This window comes from Phytohabitans aurantiacus, assembly GCF_027923225.1.
GTDB classification, from domain to species: Bacteria; Actinomycetota; Actinomycetes; order Mycobacteriales; family Micromonosporaceae; genus Phytohabitans; species Phytohabitans aurantiacus.
In genome coordinates this window covers 142,659-158,133 of record NZ_BSDI01000001.1, presented here as the reverse complement: position 1 = coordinate 158,133, position 15,475 = coordinate 142,659, and the positions used below count along the sequence as shown (strand labels likewise).

Sequence of the window (15,475 nt, the reverse complement as noted above, 5' to 3'; positions counted from 1 at the left end):
CGTTCGGTGTTTGGGAACGGTCTATCACGTTCAGGTAACCAAGCGAACCTTCCACGCCGGCCAGCCGCTCAACATCCACGTGACGCTGGTATTTCGCAGGGCTCGCGCGGCGAAGAGCCTCCTGCTGGCCGCCACCGGGGCCACCCTCATCGCTACCGTGCTGCTCACCGGCCTTGCGGACTACAGCAGAGACGTGGTCGACGCGGGCGCTCGTAGCGCGATCCTCTCGTCGGCGCCCGACGAGCGCTCGGTACTGGTGCAGGGCCCGGCCGGGTCACCGACCCAGCTGTCCGAGCGAGATCGGACACTCCGGGACAAGCTCGCGGGTGGACTCGCCGGCTTCGACACCCAGGTCATCGCGGCCGGGTACGCGACCGGGCGGCAGCTCAGCGGCGACACGGGTGGAGCCGTGCCGAACGCGGACGGCGTGGTCTTCGCGTCCGTGCTCTTCCTCGAAGGGCTGCCCGAGCACGCCGACCTGATAGCCGGCGCGTGGCCGCAGCCGGGAGCCGCCCCGGTGCAGGCCACGCTGGCCGAGGCGGCGGCCGCCACCCTGCGGGCCGAGGTGGGAGACCCGATCGAGATCACCGACCGGCTGAGCAAGAAGGTCGGCAGCGTCACGGTCAGTGGCATCTGGCGCCCCCGTGACCTCACCGACCCGTTCTGGCTGCTGGTACCCGGGGTCGCCGATGGCCAACTGCCGTCGTCCTCGACGTACGGGCCACTGGTGGTGACGCCCGACGACTTCCGCGCCGGATTCGCGACGACCGCGTCGGCCGCCTGGCTGATCGAGCCGGACCTGGTCGGCGCCGACGTCGCCGGGCTGCAAGCCGCGCGCCGTGACGCCAACAGCCTCACCACGAACCTCGCCACAGAGGTCGGCTTCGGGTCGTCGGGCCTGGTGACGTCGCGGATCGACCAGCTCGCCGACCGGCAGGAACGAGCCGACCTGGTGGGCCGGTCCGCGCTCGTCACGCCGATGCTCCTCATGGTCGTGCTCGGCGGGTACGCCCTGATATTGGTCGCAGGGCTGCTCAACGAGCACCGCCGGGGCGAGACCGCCCTCCTGCGGGCGCGTGGAGCCGCCCGCGTGCAGCTCGCCGGCCTGGCGATCCGCGAGTCGGCACTGGTCGTACTGCCAGCGGCCGCGCTCGCGCCGATCCTGGCGACCGAAGTGCTTCGGCAGGCCGACCGGGCACCGGTCCTGACCGAGGGAGTCCTCCAGCTCGCGCCCCGGCTCGACGCCCTGACCTGGCTGGTCGCCGCGGCGGCCGCCACCGGATGCGCGCTCGCCATGGTGGGCCCGAGCCTGCGCCGGGGCAGCACGTACGTGGCCGAGCTGGCCGCCCGGTCCCGGCCGACCCGGTGGGCGGCGGCGCAGCGGGTCGGCTTCGACCTGGCACTGATCGGGCTGGCCGTTCTCGGCTGGGTGCAGCTTCGGCAGTACTCGTCGCCGCTCACCAGCGCGGGCCTCGGCATCGACCCGCTGCTGGCGGCCACCCCGACGCTCGGCGTGCTCGCCGGCGCGGTGGTGGCGCTGCGGGTACTGCCACCGGTGACCCGGTTCGCGGAGCGGTACGTCGCCCGGCGGAACTGGACAGCGACGGTGCTCGGCATGTGGCAGGCGGGCCGGCGGCCGCAGGCGGGTCCGGTGCTCCTGCTGGCGCTCGCGGTGGCGGTGAGCACGCTGGCCTGGTGCCTGGCCAGTACCGCCGAGCAGTCGCAGGTCGATCAGGTCGACCACCAGGTGGGCGCCGACCTGCGGCTGACCGAGCTTGGAAACCTCCCACCCGACGGCCGTGCCGAGCAGGTGACGAAGCTGCCCGGCGTCGCCGCCGCCGCGTCCGGCTGGCGGGAGAGCCTGCGCCAGGACGGCAGCGAGGAGGAGACCTCGGTGGTGGTCGTCGACACGCGAGCCGCCCGCGACGTCATGCGCGCGCGGAAAGATATCGCTCCCGGTGGGCTCTTCGCCGGCATGGAAGAGCCGGTCGACGCCCCGACCGTCGACCTGCCGGCGGGTGACCGCCTGACCGGCGAGGTGGTCACCGGACTGTCCCGGTGGGAGGCGCCGCCGTTCGTGGTGGTCGAGCCGCCCGTGGCCACGGAGGCGGTCTTCGCGACGGCGACCGGGTACCACCGGGTGCCGCTTGGCCAGAGCCGCACCGGCCAGCCGCTGCGCTTCTCGATCGACCTGGCCACTTTCCAACCCGCCAAGCTCGCCGGCTTCTTGGTCGACACCCGGGGCGCGAGCGACATGATCGTGAACTGGCAGGTCAGGTCGCTGCGGGTCGGCGCGGCCGCCGTCGACCTTCCCGGCGCCGGTCCCTGGCAGGCCCGCGACCGGTCCGGCGGCAAAGTGGGCATCAAGCCCGACCTGTCGATCGGGTACGAGTCGGTGTCGCAGGGCGGTTGGGGCATCAACAGCGCCACGCACCTCGTCGTGACCCGCCAGCGCGCGGCCGGCACGGTGCCGCTGGTGGCCACGCCCGAGGCGCTCGCGGGCCTGCGGATGGGCGTCGGCGACAAGACAAGGCTGACGCTGGGCCAGTCCGAGGTCGACGTCCGGGTCGCGGGCAGTGTGGCGGCGGTACCGGGAACGGCGGGTGCCTCCGCGATGCTGGTCGACCGGGCGGCGCTGGCAGCCGAGATGTTCTACGAACACGGCACCGTGCGACAACCACAGGAGTGGTGGCTCGCGACCCGGCCCGGCGAGCACGCCGTGGCCGCTGACGCCGCGGCCAAGCTCGCCGGGATGGAGGTACTCGACCGGGTCACCCTCGCCGCCGACGCCAGCCGCGACCCGTACGGCGTCGGAGCACGCGCGGCCCTGTTCGCCGCCGCGCTGGGCGCGATCCTGCTCGCCGGCACCGGGGTCGGCGTGGAGATGCGAGCCACCGCGCGAAGGCGGGTCAACGAACTGGCCGTCCTGCACACGCTGGGTGCCGGGCCGCGCCTGCTGGCCCGGTCGCTCCTCGCCGAGCAGGTTTTCCTCGCGGGCATCGGGGTGCTCGCCGGGGCGGCCGTCGGGATCGCGGTCGCCGCCACGATGGCACCGCTCGTCATCCTCACCCCATCGGCGGCCCGCCCGGTGCCCGAGCCGCTGCTCGACATCGCTTGGACGCCGGTGCTCGCGACCGCGGCGGGACTGCTGGGGTTGACGCTCGTGCTGAGCGCCCTGGTAGCCACCACGGTTCGACAACGCCTGGCCGCTGCCCAGCTCAGGATCGGAGCCGACACGTGATCCAGGTACTTCACCGGGTGCGGGTGTTCGTCGGCCAGTTCCTGCTGTTGGCGGTACTCGCGGCGGGCGCCGCCGCGCTTGTCACGGGCGCGCCGCGAATGGCCAACGATCTCGCTGACCGGGCACTTCGGGAGGACGTCCGCAGGCTGCCGACAGCCGCCCGTGACCTCACCCTTTCGCAGAAGCCGCAGCCATTCGGAGACGCCCTGATCGTGGCGAGGGCCCAAGCCGAGCTCGACCGGTACCGCGCGACGCTGCCGCAGCCGCTGCCCGGCTTGATCGGCGACAAGTGGTTCGCGGCGAGCACCGGCCCGGACCGGGTCAGCACCCGTGTGGGCTCGGGACCGGTTGTCGACTTCGGGCTGCGCACGCAGACCGGGGTTGAGGAAGCGGGCCGGATCACGTCGGGGCGGTGGCCGGCGACCGAGGAGTCCGCGCCCCAGGTGGAGATCGCGCTTTCGGCAGCGGTGGCGCGGGCGCTCGGTGTCACGGTCGGCTCGGTACTGCCGGTGACCGCGGCCGACCCGAGGCCGCTCCCGGCGGTCGTGGTCGGGATCTTCGAGCCGCTGGACGCCACCGCCCCGGTCTGGGACGACATGAGGCTGGCGCTGGAGCCGTTCCCCGGCCTCCCGCCCGACGTACCGCCCCGGAGCATCGCGGTCACGGATCACATGGGCATGACGATCGCGGCCGAGCGGCTGCGAGCGCTGAGCTACTCGTGGCGGTACCGGATCGATGAGAACCGGCTCGACAGTGGCGACCTGGACGCGGTGACGGCCGCCCTGGCACAGGTCAAGCGCCAGCCCCCTGCCCTGAGTACGGTGACCTCCGCGCTCGACAGCAACCTCGCCCGCTTCACCGACCAGCTGCGGGCCGTGCAGGCGCTGCTGGCCGTCGTGCAGGCCGGGTTGCTGGCCACCCTGTTCGGCCTGATCGCCTTGGCGGCGAGTCTGGCGGTGGAGCGCCGGCGGTCCGAGTTCGCGTTGCTGCGGGCGCGTGGGGGTGCCGTGCTCGCGATCGGCGGGCGCACGCTGGCCGAGGCGGTTGTCGTCGTACCGGCCGCCACGGTCGCGGGGTGGCTCCTGGGCCGGCTGGCGCCCGGGCGGCCCAGCGCCATGGAGTGGCTCGCCCTCGTGATCGGCGTGGTCGCCACGCTGGCGGTACCGGTGCTGGCGGCGGCGGGCCAGCGCAGGCTGACCTTCGTCACCCGCCGGCACGACCTGACCCGGCACAAGCCGTCGGTGCGCCGGTTGACCGCAGAGGTGTTCGTGCTGGTGGTGGCCGTACTGGGGGCGTATCTGCTGCGCCAGCGCGGGCTGACCGCCGAGCGGGGCGTCGACCCGTTCCTGTCGGCGGTACCGGTGCTGCTGGCGACCGGCGCGGCGCTCGTCGCGTTGCGGATCTTCCCGTGGCCCTTGCGCCAGTTGGGCCGGCTCACCGCGGGGGCCCGGGGTGCGGTGGCGTTCATCGGCTTGGCCCGGGCCGGCCGGGGCGGTCCGGTCACGGCCGGCCCGCTGGCCGTGCTTGTGATCGCGATCAGCACGGGCATCTTCAGCGGCGCGGTCTTCACCGCCGTCGACGACGCGCGCGACCGGGCGGCCAACCACGACGTACCGGCGGACGCCGTGCTCAACGGCTACGTCTTCGCCGCGGGCACCGCCGAGCGGCTGGCCGAGGTACCGGGCGTGGCGGCGGTCGCGCCGGTGGCCTTCGCCGCGGGCACGACCGTGCGGTCGACTGCGAACGACCTCACGCAGGCGCAGGTGCTCGTCGTCGACGGGAGCAGGTTCGCCGAGGTGGTCAAGGCGAGCGGGGTCGACGTACGGCTGCCCGGCGCGTTGAGCGCGGCCAAGCCGGGCGAGGGACCGGTGCCGGCGGTGGTCTCGGCCGGCCTCGCCGCGGAGATCGGCGACGGTGGGTCGGTACAGGTGCGTGGCGCCGCGTACGACTTCACCGCCGGTGCGGTGGTCGACAGCTTCCCGGGCATCGACCTCACCTCTCGCCGGTTCGTCGTCCTGCCCTGGCAGGCGCTGCCGGAGAAGGCGTCGCCGCTGCTGCCGAACCGCTTCCTGATTGCCGGCGACCGGTTCGACCAGGGCGCGTTGCTGGCGGCCGCCGACGAGGGCCAGCGGGAGTACGCGGTCACGGTGCGCATGGTGCCGTCGCGGACCTCGATCACGACCTGGCCCGGGTACCGGGACGGCCTCGACCGCACCGGCGCGAACGACGTGCTCAGCTTCGCGTTCCTCACTGGCACCGTGGGCGCCAGCGTGCTGGCCCTGCTGGCGGTCGGGTTCACGGTGCTGTCAGGCGCGCCGCAGCGCGGGCGGGTGCTCTCCCGGCTGCGGACGCTGGGCATGTCCGCTGGGCAGGGGCGCGGGCTGCTGGTGTACGAACTCGTGCCGCTCGCGGGCATCGCGGTGATCGCGGGCGGGCTGGTTGGCACGCTCCTGCCCGCTGCGCTCGGACCGGCGCTCGGCCTGTCCACCTTCACGTCCGGCGAGGCCGTCCGGACGTACCTCGACCCGCTCGTGGGTGCGGCGGTGCTCGCCTTGGTCGTCATTGGCCTGGCCACCGCGGTCCTGATGGAAAATCTGATCAACCGGCGGCTGCGCCTCGGCGAGGTGCTCCGCGTGGGAGAGGAGAGCTCGTGACTGCTGCCACGGAGGTACCCGACCTCGCCGACCTTGAACGCCGCGCGGCCGAGCGGGCCGCCGCGCGGGCGGGCGGCCACGACCGGCTCAGCGGGCACATCGTCTGCGACGGCCTCGTGCGCATCTTCAAGACCGACGGCGTCGAGGTGGTCGCCCTGCAGGGGCTCGACCTGGTGGTCGACCGCGGTGAGCTGCTGGCCATCGTCGGTGCGTCCGGATCCGGCAAGTCGACGATGCTCAACATCCTCTCCGGGCTCGACGTGCCCACCGCGGGCCTCGCCCGGGTGGCGGGCTACGACCTGCTCGGCCTGTCCGCGAAGCGCCGGCTGGCGTACCGGCGGCACACGGTCGGTTTCGTCTGGCAGCAGACCGGGCGCAACCTGCTGCCCTATCTCACCGCGCGGGAAAACGTCGAGCTGCCGCTGCGGCTCGCCAGGCGCCGGCGCAACCGGGCCCGTGCCGAGGAGCTGCTGGAGTTGGTGGGTGTCGCCCACTGCGCCGACCGGCGACCGGGGCAGATGAGCGGTGGCGAGCAGCAGCGGTGCGCGGTGGCCGTCGCGGTGGCCAACGACCCTGAGGTGCTCTTCGCCGACGAGCCGACCGGTGAGCTCGACGAGGCCACGGCGGCCGAGGTCTTCGGCGCGTTGCGCACCATCAACGCCGAGCTGGGCGTGACGATCGTGGTGGTCACCCACGATCATCAGGTGTCGTCGCAGGTCCGCCGCACCATCGCCATCCGCGACGGCCGGACCGCGTCGGAGGTACGCCGGTCCGCGCGGGTCGCCGAAGACGGGTCGCACGAGCTGGTCACCGAGGAATACGCGGTACTGGACCGCAGCGGCCGGATGCAGCTTCCGGTGCCGTTCGTCGACGCCCTGTCGCTGCGCGACCGGGTCAGGCTCAACCTGGAACCCGACCACATCGAGGTGCGCAGTGGTAATAGTTGAGGGCCTCAGCCGGGACTTCGGCGCCGGCAAGCGTGTGGTGCACGCGGTACGCGACGTGAGCTTCGCGGCCGAGCCCGGTGAGCTGGTGGCTGTCCGTGGCCGCTCCGGCGCGGGCAAGACCACGCTGCTCAATCTGATCGGCGGCCTCGACAGGCCGACCGCCGGCCGGGTGGTGGTCGCCGGGCACGACATCACCGCCGCGAGCGAGTCGCAGCTGCTCGAACTGCGCCGGGGCACGATCGGCTTTGTTTTTCAGTCCTTCGGCCTGATTCCGATCCTCTCAGCGGCCGAAAACGTGGGTGTACCGCTGCGGCTGGCCAAGGTACCGGCGGCGCAGCGCGACGAGCGGGTCACGATGCTGCTGGAGCTGGTGGGGCTGGGCGCGCACGCGGGCCAGCGGCCGTACGAGCTGTCGGGTGGGCAGCAGCAGCGGGTGGCGATCGCGCGGGCGCTGGCCAACGATCCGAAGCTGCTGATCGCGGACGAACCGACCGGCCAGCTCGACTCCGAGACCGGACGTTCGATCATGAATCTGCTGCGGGCGCTGGTGCGGTCGCGGGGGATGACCGCGCTGGTGGCGACCCACGACGCCTCGCTGATCGACGTCGCCGACCGGGTCGTCCAACTCCGCGACGGCGCCCTGCTCGCGCCTGCGGCCCTCGCGTGATCAGGGCGTCCCTCAAGTCGTTCTAACGACTTCAGGGACGCCCTGATCACGCAGGTACGAGTTAGGGGCGGGGTACCTGTTTCCAGGTGTCCCGCCCCTGACTCGGAGATCGATTACGAGCGCTAAAAGTCAGTCGCCCTGACGCTGCTGGGGAATCTGGCCCTGCAGCAGAGCGCGAACCTCAGACTCGCGGTAACGCCGGTGGCCACCCAGCGTCCGAATTGCGCTGAGCTTGCCCGCCTTTGCCCACCGTGTCACGGTCTTCGGGTCGACTCGGAACATCGACGCCACCTCGGCCGGCGTAAGTAGCGGCTCTGGTTCGTGCGTACGCGATGCCATCGGTCACTCCTCCACATACCTATAGACATCGGCCGGGGTCCCGCCGGCCGACGCGTCTCCCATGGTCCGGCTAGTCCCCGATGTCCGACATGGGCCGAACGGCCGAACGTCCCTGGATAGACGGATGAGCAATGACTGATTTATCCGGACTTTGAGGGTCAGATACCGCCATATTTGGACGCTTAGTCACGCTTCGTGTTTGAAGTACTACGAGGCTATCTCACTTTGGGAGCGTGCCCAGTATGCAGGAATCCGGACTAATTACAACGTTCCAGCAACTGCACGGCCCGCCAGCGCGCGACCAGCTTCTCGTACGCCTCGGTGGCCGCGTCGGCGTCACCACGGGACAAACCGGCCAGCCCGGCGGCGACCAATTTGGGGGAATCATCCGCTTCTAGGGCGTCGTCCGGCAGGAGGTCGACGAGACCTCCATAGTCGAGCTCGACCACCGACCGCGGGTGGAACTCCTCGAGCCATCGGGCGCCCTCTTCGACCGCCTCGGTGATCGGTGCGTCGCCCACCGACTTGCGCAGTACCGAGACGCCCCGGTGCGCGCGCCGCCGAGCCTTGGAGATCTCCGTCCGGTACCGGAGCGCCCGCCGCCCCTGACGGATGATCAGCTCACGCTCCTCCGCGTCGACGAAGACGAACCACCGCAGCGGCACGCCCCACGTCGCGATCTGCTCGTGCACCCGGGGCACGCCGCGTTCGAGCACCTTCGCGCCGTTGCGCCAGTCTTCGACGATCGCTTTGGCCTGCCCCGCCAGGATCGGCGGCACGAAGGCATCGGCGAGCACCGACGGCACGCCATCGCGGGCGCTGAGTGCCGCCTCAGCGACCCGTACGCGCAGGTTCCAGGGGCAGACCAGGAGAGTGTCGTCGGCTTCCAGGACGTACGCCTCATCGGGCAGGTCCGGCAGCCTCGTCCAGCCGGCGCCCAGGGCCTCGATCACGGCCGTCCGTTGCCGTCCGGGGCCGTCGGTCGGCGCGATCGCCCGGCCCTCCCGGACATAACGTCGCCAGAAAACCTGGCGATCCCGGTCGAAGGCGGTCAGCGGCTCATAGACCCGAAGGTACGAAGCGAACAGCGACGGCACGGCGCGATCCTCCCACGAATCGTGACTTCGCCGTCGGTGGCGTCGCCTATCCGGCGATCAGAAACCCGGCACTAGGCTCGACAGGAGAGCCGGCGGCACCCCGGCCGGCCCACACCCGCAACGCGCCTCACAAGGGAGCAGCAATGGGCGTATTCGCCAACGAAGACCAGGAGTCCAGCGGCCACGAACAGGTCGTCTTCTGTCACGACAAGCCGACCGGGCTGAAGGCGATCATCGGCATCTACTCCACCGCGCTCGGCCCCGCGCTGGGCGGCACCCGCTTCTACCCGTACGCCACGGAAGACGACGCGCTCCGGGACGTGCTCGACCTGTCGCGCGGCATGGCGTACAAGAACGCGCTCGCCGGGCTCGACCACGGTGGCGGCAAGGCGGTCATCTGGGGCGACCCGGAGCAGGGCAAGAGCGAGGCGCTGCTGCGGGCGTACGGGCGCTTCGTGCAGTCGCTGAACGGCCGCTACTACACGGCCTGCGACGTCGGCACCTACGTCGCCGACATGGATGTGGTGGCTCGCGAGACGCGGTTCGTCACCGGGCGCAGCGTCGAGCACGGCGGAGCCGGCGACTCGTCGATCCTGACCGCGTGGGGCGTCTTCCAGGGCATGCGTGCCGCCGCCGAGCACATGTGGGGTACCCCCACGCTGGCCGGCCGGCGGGTCGGTGTCGCGGGTCTGGGCAAGGTGGGCAAGGTGCTGACCCGCCACCTTCTCGAAGACGGTGCCGCGGTGGTCGCCACCGACGTGAGCGAGAAGGCACTCGCCTGGGCTCGCGAGACGTACCCGCAGGTCGATCTCGTCGCCGACGCGGACGCGCTCATCACGTCCGACATCGACGTGTACGCGCCATGCGCCCTCGGCGGCGCGCTGAATGACGACTCGGTCGCGGCACTGCGCGCGAAGGTGGTCGCCGGCGGTGCCAACAACCAGCTCGCCCACCCGGGCATCGAGAAGGTGCTCGCCGATCGCGGCATCCTCTACGCGCCCGACTACGTCGTGAACGCGGGTGGTGTGATCCAGGTCGCGGACGAGATCGAGGGCTTCAACTTCGAGCGCGCGAAACTGCGGGCCAACCGGATCTACGACACCACCCGCGACATCCTGCGGCTCGCTGACGCCGAGGGCGTACCGCCGGCCGTCGCCGCCGACCGCCTCGCGGAGCGGCGGATGGCCGAAGTGGGCCGGCTCCGGACGATCCATCTGGCCTAGGCCCAGTCCTGGCCGTACGGTCATGGTTGATGCCCCGGATCGGTCCTTACCGAACAGAACTGGCGCTTCCGGACCCGCCTGCGACGCGCCGGAGGGTGGCGGGGGTAACCCGAGATGCCGAACCGGGGCATCCCCATGTACCGTAAGACCCACGAGAGATGCCTGACGTCATCGGGGCCCGCCTTCGGGCTGCCCCGAATTCTGTGCGAGGGGGTCGAGCCATGGGGCGCGGCCGTGCTAAGGCCAAGCAGACAAAGGTGGCCCGGGAGTTGAAGTACCACTCCCCGAACACCGACCTCGCCGCCTTGCAGCGAGAACTTTCCGGCAGCGGCAAGCCAGACCGTGACTTTGTCGACGACGACAACCAGTTTGTCGACGAAGACGACGAAGACGAGCCGGACGACTGGGCGCCTCGCGCCCGCTGATCCGCAGGCACGACCGAGCACGCGGCACCACCGCGTGCTCCTGCGTGTCGTGTCCTAGCGGTTCGTCGCGGTGCGCTTTGCGTCCCTCGCCCGGCGGCCATTCAGCAATCAAGGGCAGAGGCACGTGGTCTATCTCGTGACCACGCGCCTTTGCCCTTGATTGGTGTGCCTTCCTCGGTCAGCGAGGACGGTTGTTCCAGTTGTAGAACGTCGGGATGTTCTCGAAGTGGTTCCAGGCGCACACCGCTCCTGAGTCACCGCCGCCATCCGTCGTCTCAGACCGCTGGCGTCTCGCCTCGGCGGCCTCCGCCAGTAGCGCGGTCAAGCCTGCCCGCGCCTCGTGGACCCGCTCCGCCACCGGATCGAGTACGGCGTCAGGCTGGCGACGGCTCGTGGTCTCGGGCATGGTCCAACACTCCCTCTAGTAGGCGCATCTTGCTGTTGCGGCAGTGATCGGTCTCCGTACCGTCAAAACGCCCGTGCTCGAAGTAGCGGTTGGCGGCGTGAGCACCGCCACAGAAGCCGAAGTACGCGCAACTCGTCCGGCAGGCCTCCACGCCGGCGAGGAATTCGGCTATCCACGTCGTGCGGTCGGCTGCGTTCGCGATGATCTCCGGCAGTGGCGTCGAGAGTACGTTTCCGCTGGTGAAGTCGCCATAGTGAGGATGGGAGAACCCAGCCAGCTCGGGGGAGAGCAGCACCACCGAGCCGTCGTATCCGACCGTCGGGATCGGGTCGAGTTGGCGGGGAAGCACGTCGTCAGCGGTGCCGTCGAGGACCGCGGCGGCGTACCGCAGTGACCACTCCACCTCACGGATGTGGATGCGCGGCTCCCGCCGCCACGCGGCGACCAGCTCCGCCCAGAAGGCGGTGACCGCCGCCGGATCGCGCGCGTTCGACCGCGCGTTGACCCCTTCCAGTTCCTCGATGTTGATGCCCAGCACGTCGCAGCCCAGGTCGAGGAAGTAGTCGTACAGCTCGCTGGCAAGCCCCGGTGCCGGCTGCGCCACGACACACAGCGCCGAGAAGTCGATGCCGTGCCGGCGCAGCGCCTCGATGCCGCGCACGATGCGGTCGTACGACGGCTTGCCGCCACGGGTGACCCGGTCGGTGTTTCGCTCGCGCGGACCGTCGACGCTGATGCTCACCCGGATCTGGTGCTCCGCGAAGAAGTCGCACCACGCGTCGTCGATCAGCGTCGCGTTCGTCTGGATGTGGTGCTCGACCCCCGCGTCGAACGGCGCGAGCAGCGCGGCGAAGTGATCGCGGCCGGCGGCGAGAGGCTCGCCGCCGTGCCACACCACCGAGAAGCGGCCGCTCGCGGCCCACTCGTTGACCGCGCCGGCCACTGCCGCCGCGACCTCCGCCGGCATCCTGCGGTCTGCACCACGCAAGGGCAGATAGCAGTACGCGCAGTCGAGGTTGCACAGCGTCGTCGGCTGCATCACCACGTACGTCGGCACGGAGGCGATGCCGCGCATACCGCTAAACGCCGCCAACCGTCTCCTCCGCCCCGTGCGTGTCGTTCCAGGCTAGGCGGGATACCCGGTCGGGTGAAGGGGGTTGTCTGTCAGCCTCGAGTGTGCTGGCCGATCATCTGGACCATTCCGGTGCCTTCGATGACCTCTCCGGCCTGCCACGACTCGATGCCGCGGCCCGCCAGGAACGCCAGCGCCCGGTCGGCGTCGGCGGCCGAAACGATGGCGAACATGCCGACGCCCATGTTGAACGTCGACTCCATCTCCGGGTCTTCGATCCGGCCCTTGCCCTGGATCAGATCGAAGATCGGCTGAGGCTTCCAGGTGGACCGGTTGACGACCGCGTCGACGTGCTCCGGCAGGATGCGCACCAGGTTGCCCGGGATGCCGCCGCCGGTGACGTGCGCGAGCGCGCGCACCTCGCACTCCTCGATCAGCTTGAGGCAGTCGCGGGCGTAGATCTTCGTCGGCGTGAGCAGCTCCTCGCCGAGGGTCCGCTGCCGGCCGAAGTCTTCCACCACGGTGTCGAGCCGCATCCGGCCCGCGCCCAGCAGCACGTGCCGCACCAGCGAGAAGCCGTTGGAGTGCAGGCCGGACGAACGCATCGCGATCACCACGTCGCCGACCTCGACCCGGTCGCGCCCGAGGATCTCGCTCTCCTCGACCACACCCACGCCGGTGGCGGACACGTCGTACTCGTCGGGGCGCAGGACGCCCGGGTGCTCCGCGGTCTCGCCACCGAGCAGCGCGCAGCCGGCGTACCGGCAGCCGTCGGCGATACCCGCGCCGATCTCGGCGACCTTGTCGGGCACGACCTCGCCGCAGGCGATGTAGTCGAGCAGGAACAACGGCTCGGCGCCGCACGCCACCAGGTCGTCGACGACCATGGCCACCAGGTCGATGCCGACGGTGTCGTGGATGTCGAGCTGCTGCGCGATGACGAGCTTGGTGCCCACGCCGTCGGTCGACGAGGCGAGGATCGGGTGCTTGTACTTGCCGACGTCGAGCCGGAACAGGCCCGCGAACCCGCCGAGGTCGCCCATGACCTCGGGCCGCAGTGTGCGGTGCACCTTGGACTTCAGCAGCTCCACCGCGCGCTCACCGGCGTGGATGGACACGCCGGCATCGGCGTACGTGACCGTGCGTTTGCGGCCGGTACGGCTGGTCCACGGCTGGCGGTTGCGTCCGCCCCCACTGGTGCCCGCGCTGCTGCGCTCGGTCACGTGCGTCACGGTTCTCCCCTTTGTGCATTCGCGGCTTGCCGCGTTGGGTAGCGGTTCTGCTACGGGCGGTGCAATGCGTCGCCGCCACCGGGGCTCGCGACGAGTGGCTGGTTGCCCGACCCGGAGCCCTCAGCTCCGGCCTCGTACTGGTCGGCAGCCGGTGTGGCCACCCGCTTGTCGACACCTTCCAGTACGTGCTTGCCGATGAGGTTGCCGGCAGGCAGCTCGATCGGATATTCGCCGTCGAAACAGGCGCGGCACAGGCGCGTCTTCGGCTGCTCGGTGGCGGCGATCAAACCGGCCAGGGACACGTAGCCGAGCGTGTCCGCGCCGATGGAACGGCGGATGCCCTCGACGTCCAGGCCGTTGGCGAGGAGCTCGGCCCGGGTCGCGAAGTCGATGCCGTAGAAGCAGGGCCAGGTGACCGGCGGCGACGAGATGCGGACGTGCACCTCCAGCGCGCCGGCCTCGCGCAACATGCGCACGATCGCCCGCTGCGTGTTGCCGCGGACGATCGAGTCGTCGACGACGACGACCCGCTTACCGCGCACGTTGTCGCGCAACGGGTTGAGCTTGAGGCGGATGCCGAGCTGGCGAAGGGTCTGCGACGGCTGGATGAAGGTACGCCCGACGTACGGGTTCTTCATCAGGCCGGCGCCGTATGTGATGCCGGAGCCCTCCGCATAGCCGATCGCGGCGGGCGTGCCCGACTCCGGCACCGGGATCACCAGGTCGGCCTCGACCGGGTGCTCCTTGGCGAGCCGCCGGCCGATCTCGACCCGGGCCGCGTAGATGTTGCGGCCGGCGATCGCCGTGTCGGGACGGGCGATGTAGACGTACTCGAAGAGGCAGCCCTTGGGCTCGGGCACCGCGAAGCGGGCGGACCGCAGGCCGTGCTCGTCGATCGCGATGAGCTCGCCGGGCTCGACCTCGCGCACGAACGACGCGCCGACGATGTCGAGGGCCGCCGACTCGCTCGCGACCACCCAGCCGCGTTCCATCCGGCCCAGCACCAGGGGGCGCACGCCGTGTGCGTCGCGTGCGGCGTACAACGTGGTCTCGTCCATGAAGACGAAACTGAACGCGCCGCGCAGTGTCGGCAGCACCTCGAGGGCCGCGGCCTCGACGGAGAGGTCGGGGCGGCTCGCGAGCAGTGCGGTGACGAGGGGTGTGTCGGAGGTCGCACCGTCGGACTCGACGCCGCGCTCGGCGGCGTCACGAGCGAGCTGGGCGGTGTTGACCAGGTTGCCGTTGTGAGCGAGGGCGATAGTCGTGCCGGCCGGGGTCGCGCGGATGGTCGGCTGCGCGTTTTCCCACGTCGAGCCGCCCGTCGTGGAGTAACGGGTGTGCCCGATCGCGAGGTATCCGCGCAGGCTCGCCAGGGTCGGCTCGTCGAAGACCTGAGCCACCAGGCCGAGATCCTTGTAGACCACCACGCCGGAGCCGTCGCTGACGGCGATGCCCGCCGCCTCCTGGCCACGGTGCTGCAGCGCGTACAGACCGAAATAGGTGAGCTTTGCCACCTCTTCCCCCGGCGCCCAGACACCGAACACGCCGCAAGCATCTTGCGGGCCGGGCCGTTGGGGGTCGAGGTCGTGGCTCAACCGGCCGTCGCCTCGGGGCACCTGCCGCTCCTCAGTGCTGATCCGGGACTTCCTGTCGCCACAGTGTACGCGAGCCGAGGCCGACAACAGAGAGCCACCTTTTGGCTGCCTCTCGTCACCGTGTACGTCATGTCACGCGGTTGTTACATAGGTATGTAGTCGGAAATGTCAGCACGGGTGCCGCTGGCCCTGATCCGCCCCTGGGTAACCGCCTCGTCCCACCCCATCCGGCCGGTCGCGAGAAGCACCCACGTGACGGGATCCATTTCCACGACGTTTGGTGGCGTACCCCTGGTGTGTCGCGGTCCGGGTACGCACTGCACCGCCCCGTAGGGTGGTACGCGCACCTCTACCGAACGTCCCGGAGCCCGCTTGGCGAGGTCTGACAGAAGTGCCCGCACGGCGTCACGGAGTGTGGCGGCGTCCGGTGTGCGGCCGGCATCGATGTCGGCGAGAGTGGCCGCTACTGCGGCGGACTTATTGTGCGCACTGGACACGTCGGGACGATACGACCCGCTAATCCGTCACTTCCTTCCGCCCCTGGGTCGCGCTCGCGCCCCCAAACAAGGCATAGTGG

The 15,475-nt window shown here is 70.8% G+C and carries 13 protein-coding genes; 6 read left to right on the top strand and 7 right to left on the bottom strand.

Annotated elements, in window-relative coordinates:
* The first annotated feature begins 10 nt into the window (after window positions 1-10).
* Genes QMG73_RS00725 through QMG73_RS00710 form a run of 4 tightly spaced genes read left to right on the top strand, consistent with a single transcriptional unit; the run spans window position 11 to window position 7,509 of the window.
* Entirely contained in the window at window positions 11-3,241 is a 3,231-nt protein-coding gene (locus QMG73_RS00725) for an FtsX-like permease family protein (protein WP_281891711.1), read from the top strand.
* The gene (locus QMG73_RS00720; RefSeq protein ID WP_281891709.1) at window positions 3,238-5,895 is read left to right on the top strand and encodes an FtsX-like permease family protein; all 2,658 of its coding nucleotides are present in this window, start codon (window positions 3,238-3,240) and stop codon (window positions 5,893-5,895) included. The genes QMG73_RS00725 and QMG73_RS00720 overlap by 4 nt, the downstream gene beginning before the upstream one ends.
* Window positions 5,892-6,842, top strand: a complete 951-nt coding sequence (locus QMG73_RS00715; RefSeq protein ID WP_281891707.1) for an ABC transporter ATP-binding protein — start codon at window positions 5,892-5,894, stop codon at window positions 6,840-6,842. The genes QMG73_RS00720 and QMG73_RS00715 overlap by 4 nt, the downstream gene beginning before the upstream one ends.
* On the top strand, window positions 6,829-7,509 hold the full coding sequence (locus QMG73_RS00710) for an ABC transporter ATP-binding protein (protein WP_281891706.1): 681 nt from the start codon (window positions 6,829-6,831) through the stop codon (window positions 7,507-7,509). Before QMG73_RS00715 ends, QMG73_RS00710 begins: the two co-directional genes overlap by 14 nt.
* Window positions 7,510-7,638: 129 nt before the next feature.
* On the opposite strand, the gene QMG73_RS00705 is transcribed toward QMG73_RS00710, so the two are convergent.
* Together QMG73_RS00705 and QMG73_RS00700 are read right to left on the bottom strand one after the other, a co-directional pair.
* Window positions 7,639-7,848, bottom strand: a complete 210-nt coding sequence (locus tag QMG73_RS00705) for a BldC family transcriptional regulator (protein WP_007073996.1) — start codon at window positions 7,846-7,848, stop codon at window positions 7,639-7,641.
* A gap of 257 nt (window positions 7,849-8,105) precedes the next feature.
* Window positions 8,106-8,945 carry a hypothetical protein gene (locus QMG73_RS00700; protein ID WP_281891704.1) on the bottom strand — a complete coding sequence of 280 codons (840 nt, stop codon included), beginning with the start codon at window positions 8,943-8,945 and terminating at the stop codon, window positions 8,106-8,108.
* Between the two features lie 143 nt (window positions 8,946-9,088).
* On the opposite strand from QMG73_RS00700, the gene QMG73_RS00695 reads away from it, so the two are divergent.
* Both QMG73_RS00695 and QMG73_RS00690 read left to right on the top strand, forming a co-directional pair.
* A complete protein-coding gene (locus tag QMG73_RS00695) occupies window positions 9,089-10,168 on the top strand; it encodes a Glu/Leu/Phe/Val dehydrogenase dimerization domain-containing protein (RefSeq protein ID WP_281891703.1) in 1,080 nt (359 codons plus the stop codon).
* Window positions 10,169-10,389: 221 nt separating this feature from the next.
* Window positions 10,390-10,593: a DUF3073 domain-containing protein gene (locus tag QMG73_RS00690; protein ID WP_281891702.1), complete on the top strand. Its 204-nt coding sequence runs from the start codon at window positions 10,390-10,392 to the stop codon at window positions 10,591-10,593.
* Between the two features lie 178 nt (window positions 10,594-10,771).
* On the opposite strand, the gene amcA is transcribed toward QMG73_RS00690, so the two are convergent.
* The 5 genes from amcA to QMG73_RS00665 form a co-directional block, all read right to left on the bottom strand.
* The gene (gene amcA / locus QMG73_RS00685) at window positions 10,772-10,999 is read right to left on the bottom strand and encodes a multiple cyclophane-containing RiPP AmcA (RefSeq protein ID WP_281891700.1); all 228 of its coding nucleotides are present in this window, start codon (window positions 10,997-10,999) and stop codon (window positions 10,772-10,774) included.
* Entirely contained in the window at window positions 10,968-12,074 is a 1,107-nt protein-coding gene (gene amcB, locus QMG73_RS00680) for a cyclophane-forming radical SAM peptide maturase AmcB (protein ID WP_281892183.1), read from the bottom strand. Before amcB ends, amcA begins: the two co-directional genes overlap by 32 nt.
* Window positions 12,075-12,163: 89 nt before the next feature.
* On the bottom strand, window positions 12,164-13,303 hold the full coding sequence (gene purM / locus QMG73_RS00675; protein ID WP_281891699.1) for a phosphoribosylformylglycinamidine cyclo-ligase: 1,140 nt from the start codon (window positions 13,301-13,303) through the stop codon (window positions 12,164-12,166).
* A gap of 50 nt (window positions 13,304-13,353) precedes the next feature.
* Window positions 13,354-14,919: an amidophosphoribosyltransferase gene (purF, locus tag QMG73_RS00670; protein ID WP_281891698.1), complete on the bottom strand. Its 1,566-nt coding sequence runs from the start codon at window positions 14,917-14,919 to the stop codon at window positions 13,354-13,356.
* Window positions 14,920-15,041: 122 nt separating this feature from the next.
* Window positions 15,042-15,395 carry a sterol carrier family protein gene (locus QMG73_RS00665; RefSeq protein WP_281891696.1) on the bottom strand — a complete coding sequence of 118 codons (354 nt, stop codon included), beginning with the start codon at window positions 15,393-15,395 and terminating at the stop codon, window positions 15,042-15,044.
* Window positions 15,396-15,475 lie beyond the last annotated feature (80 nt).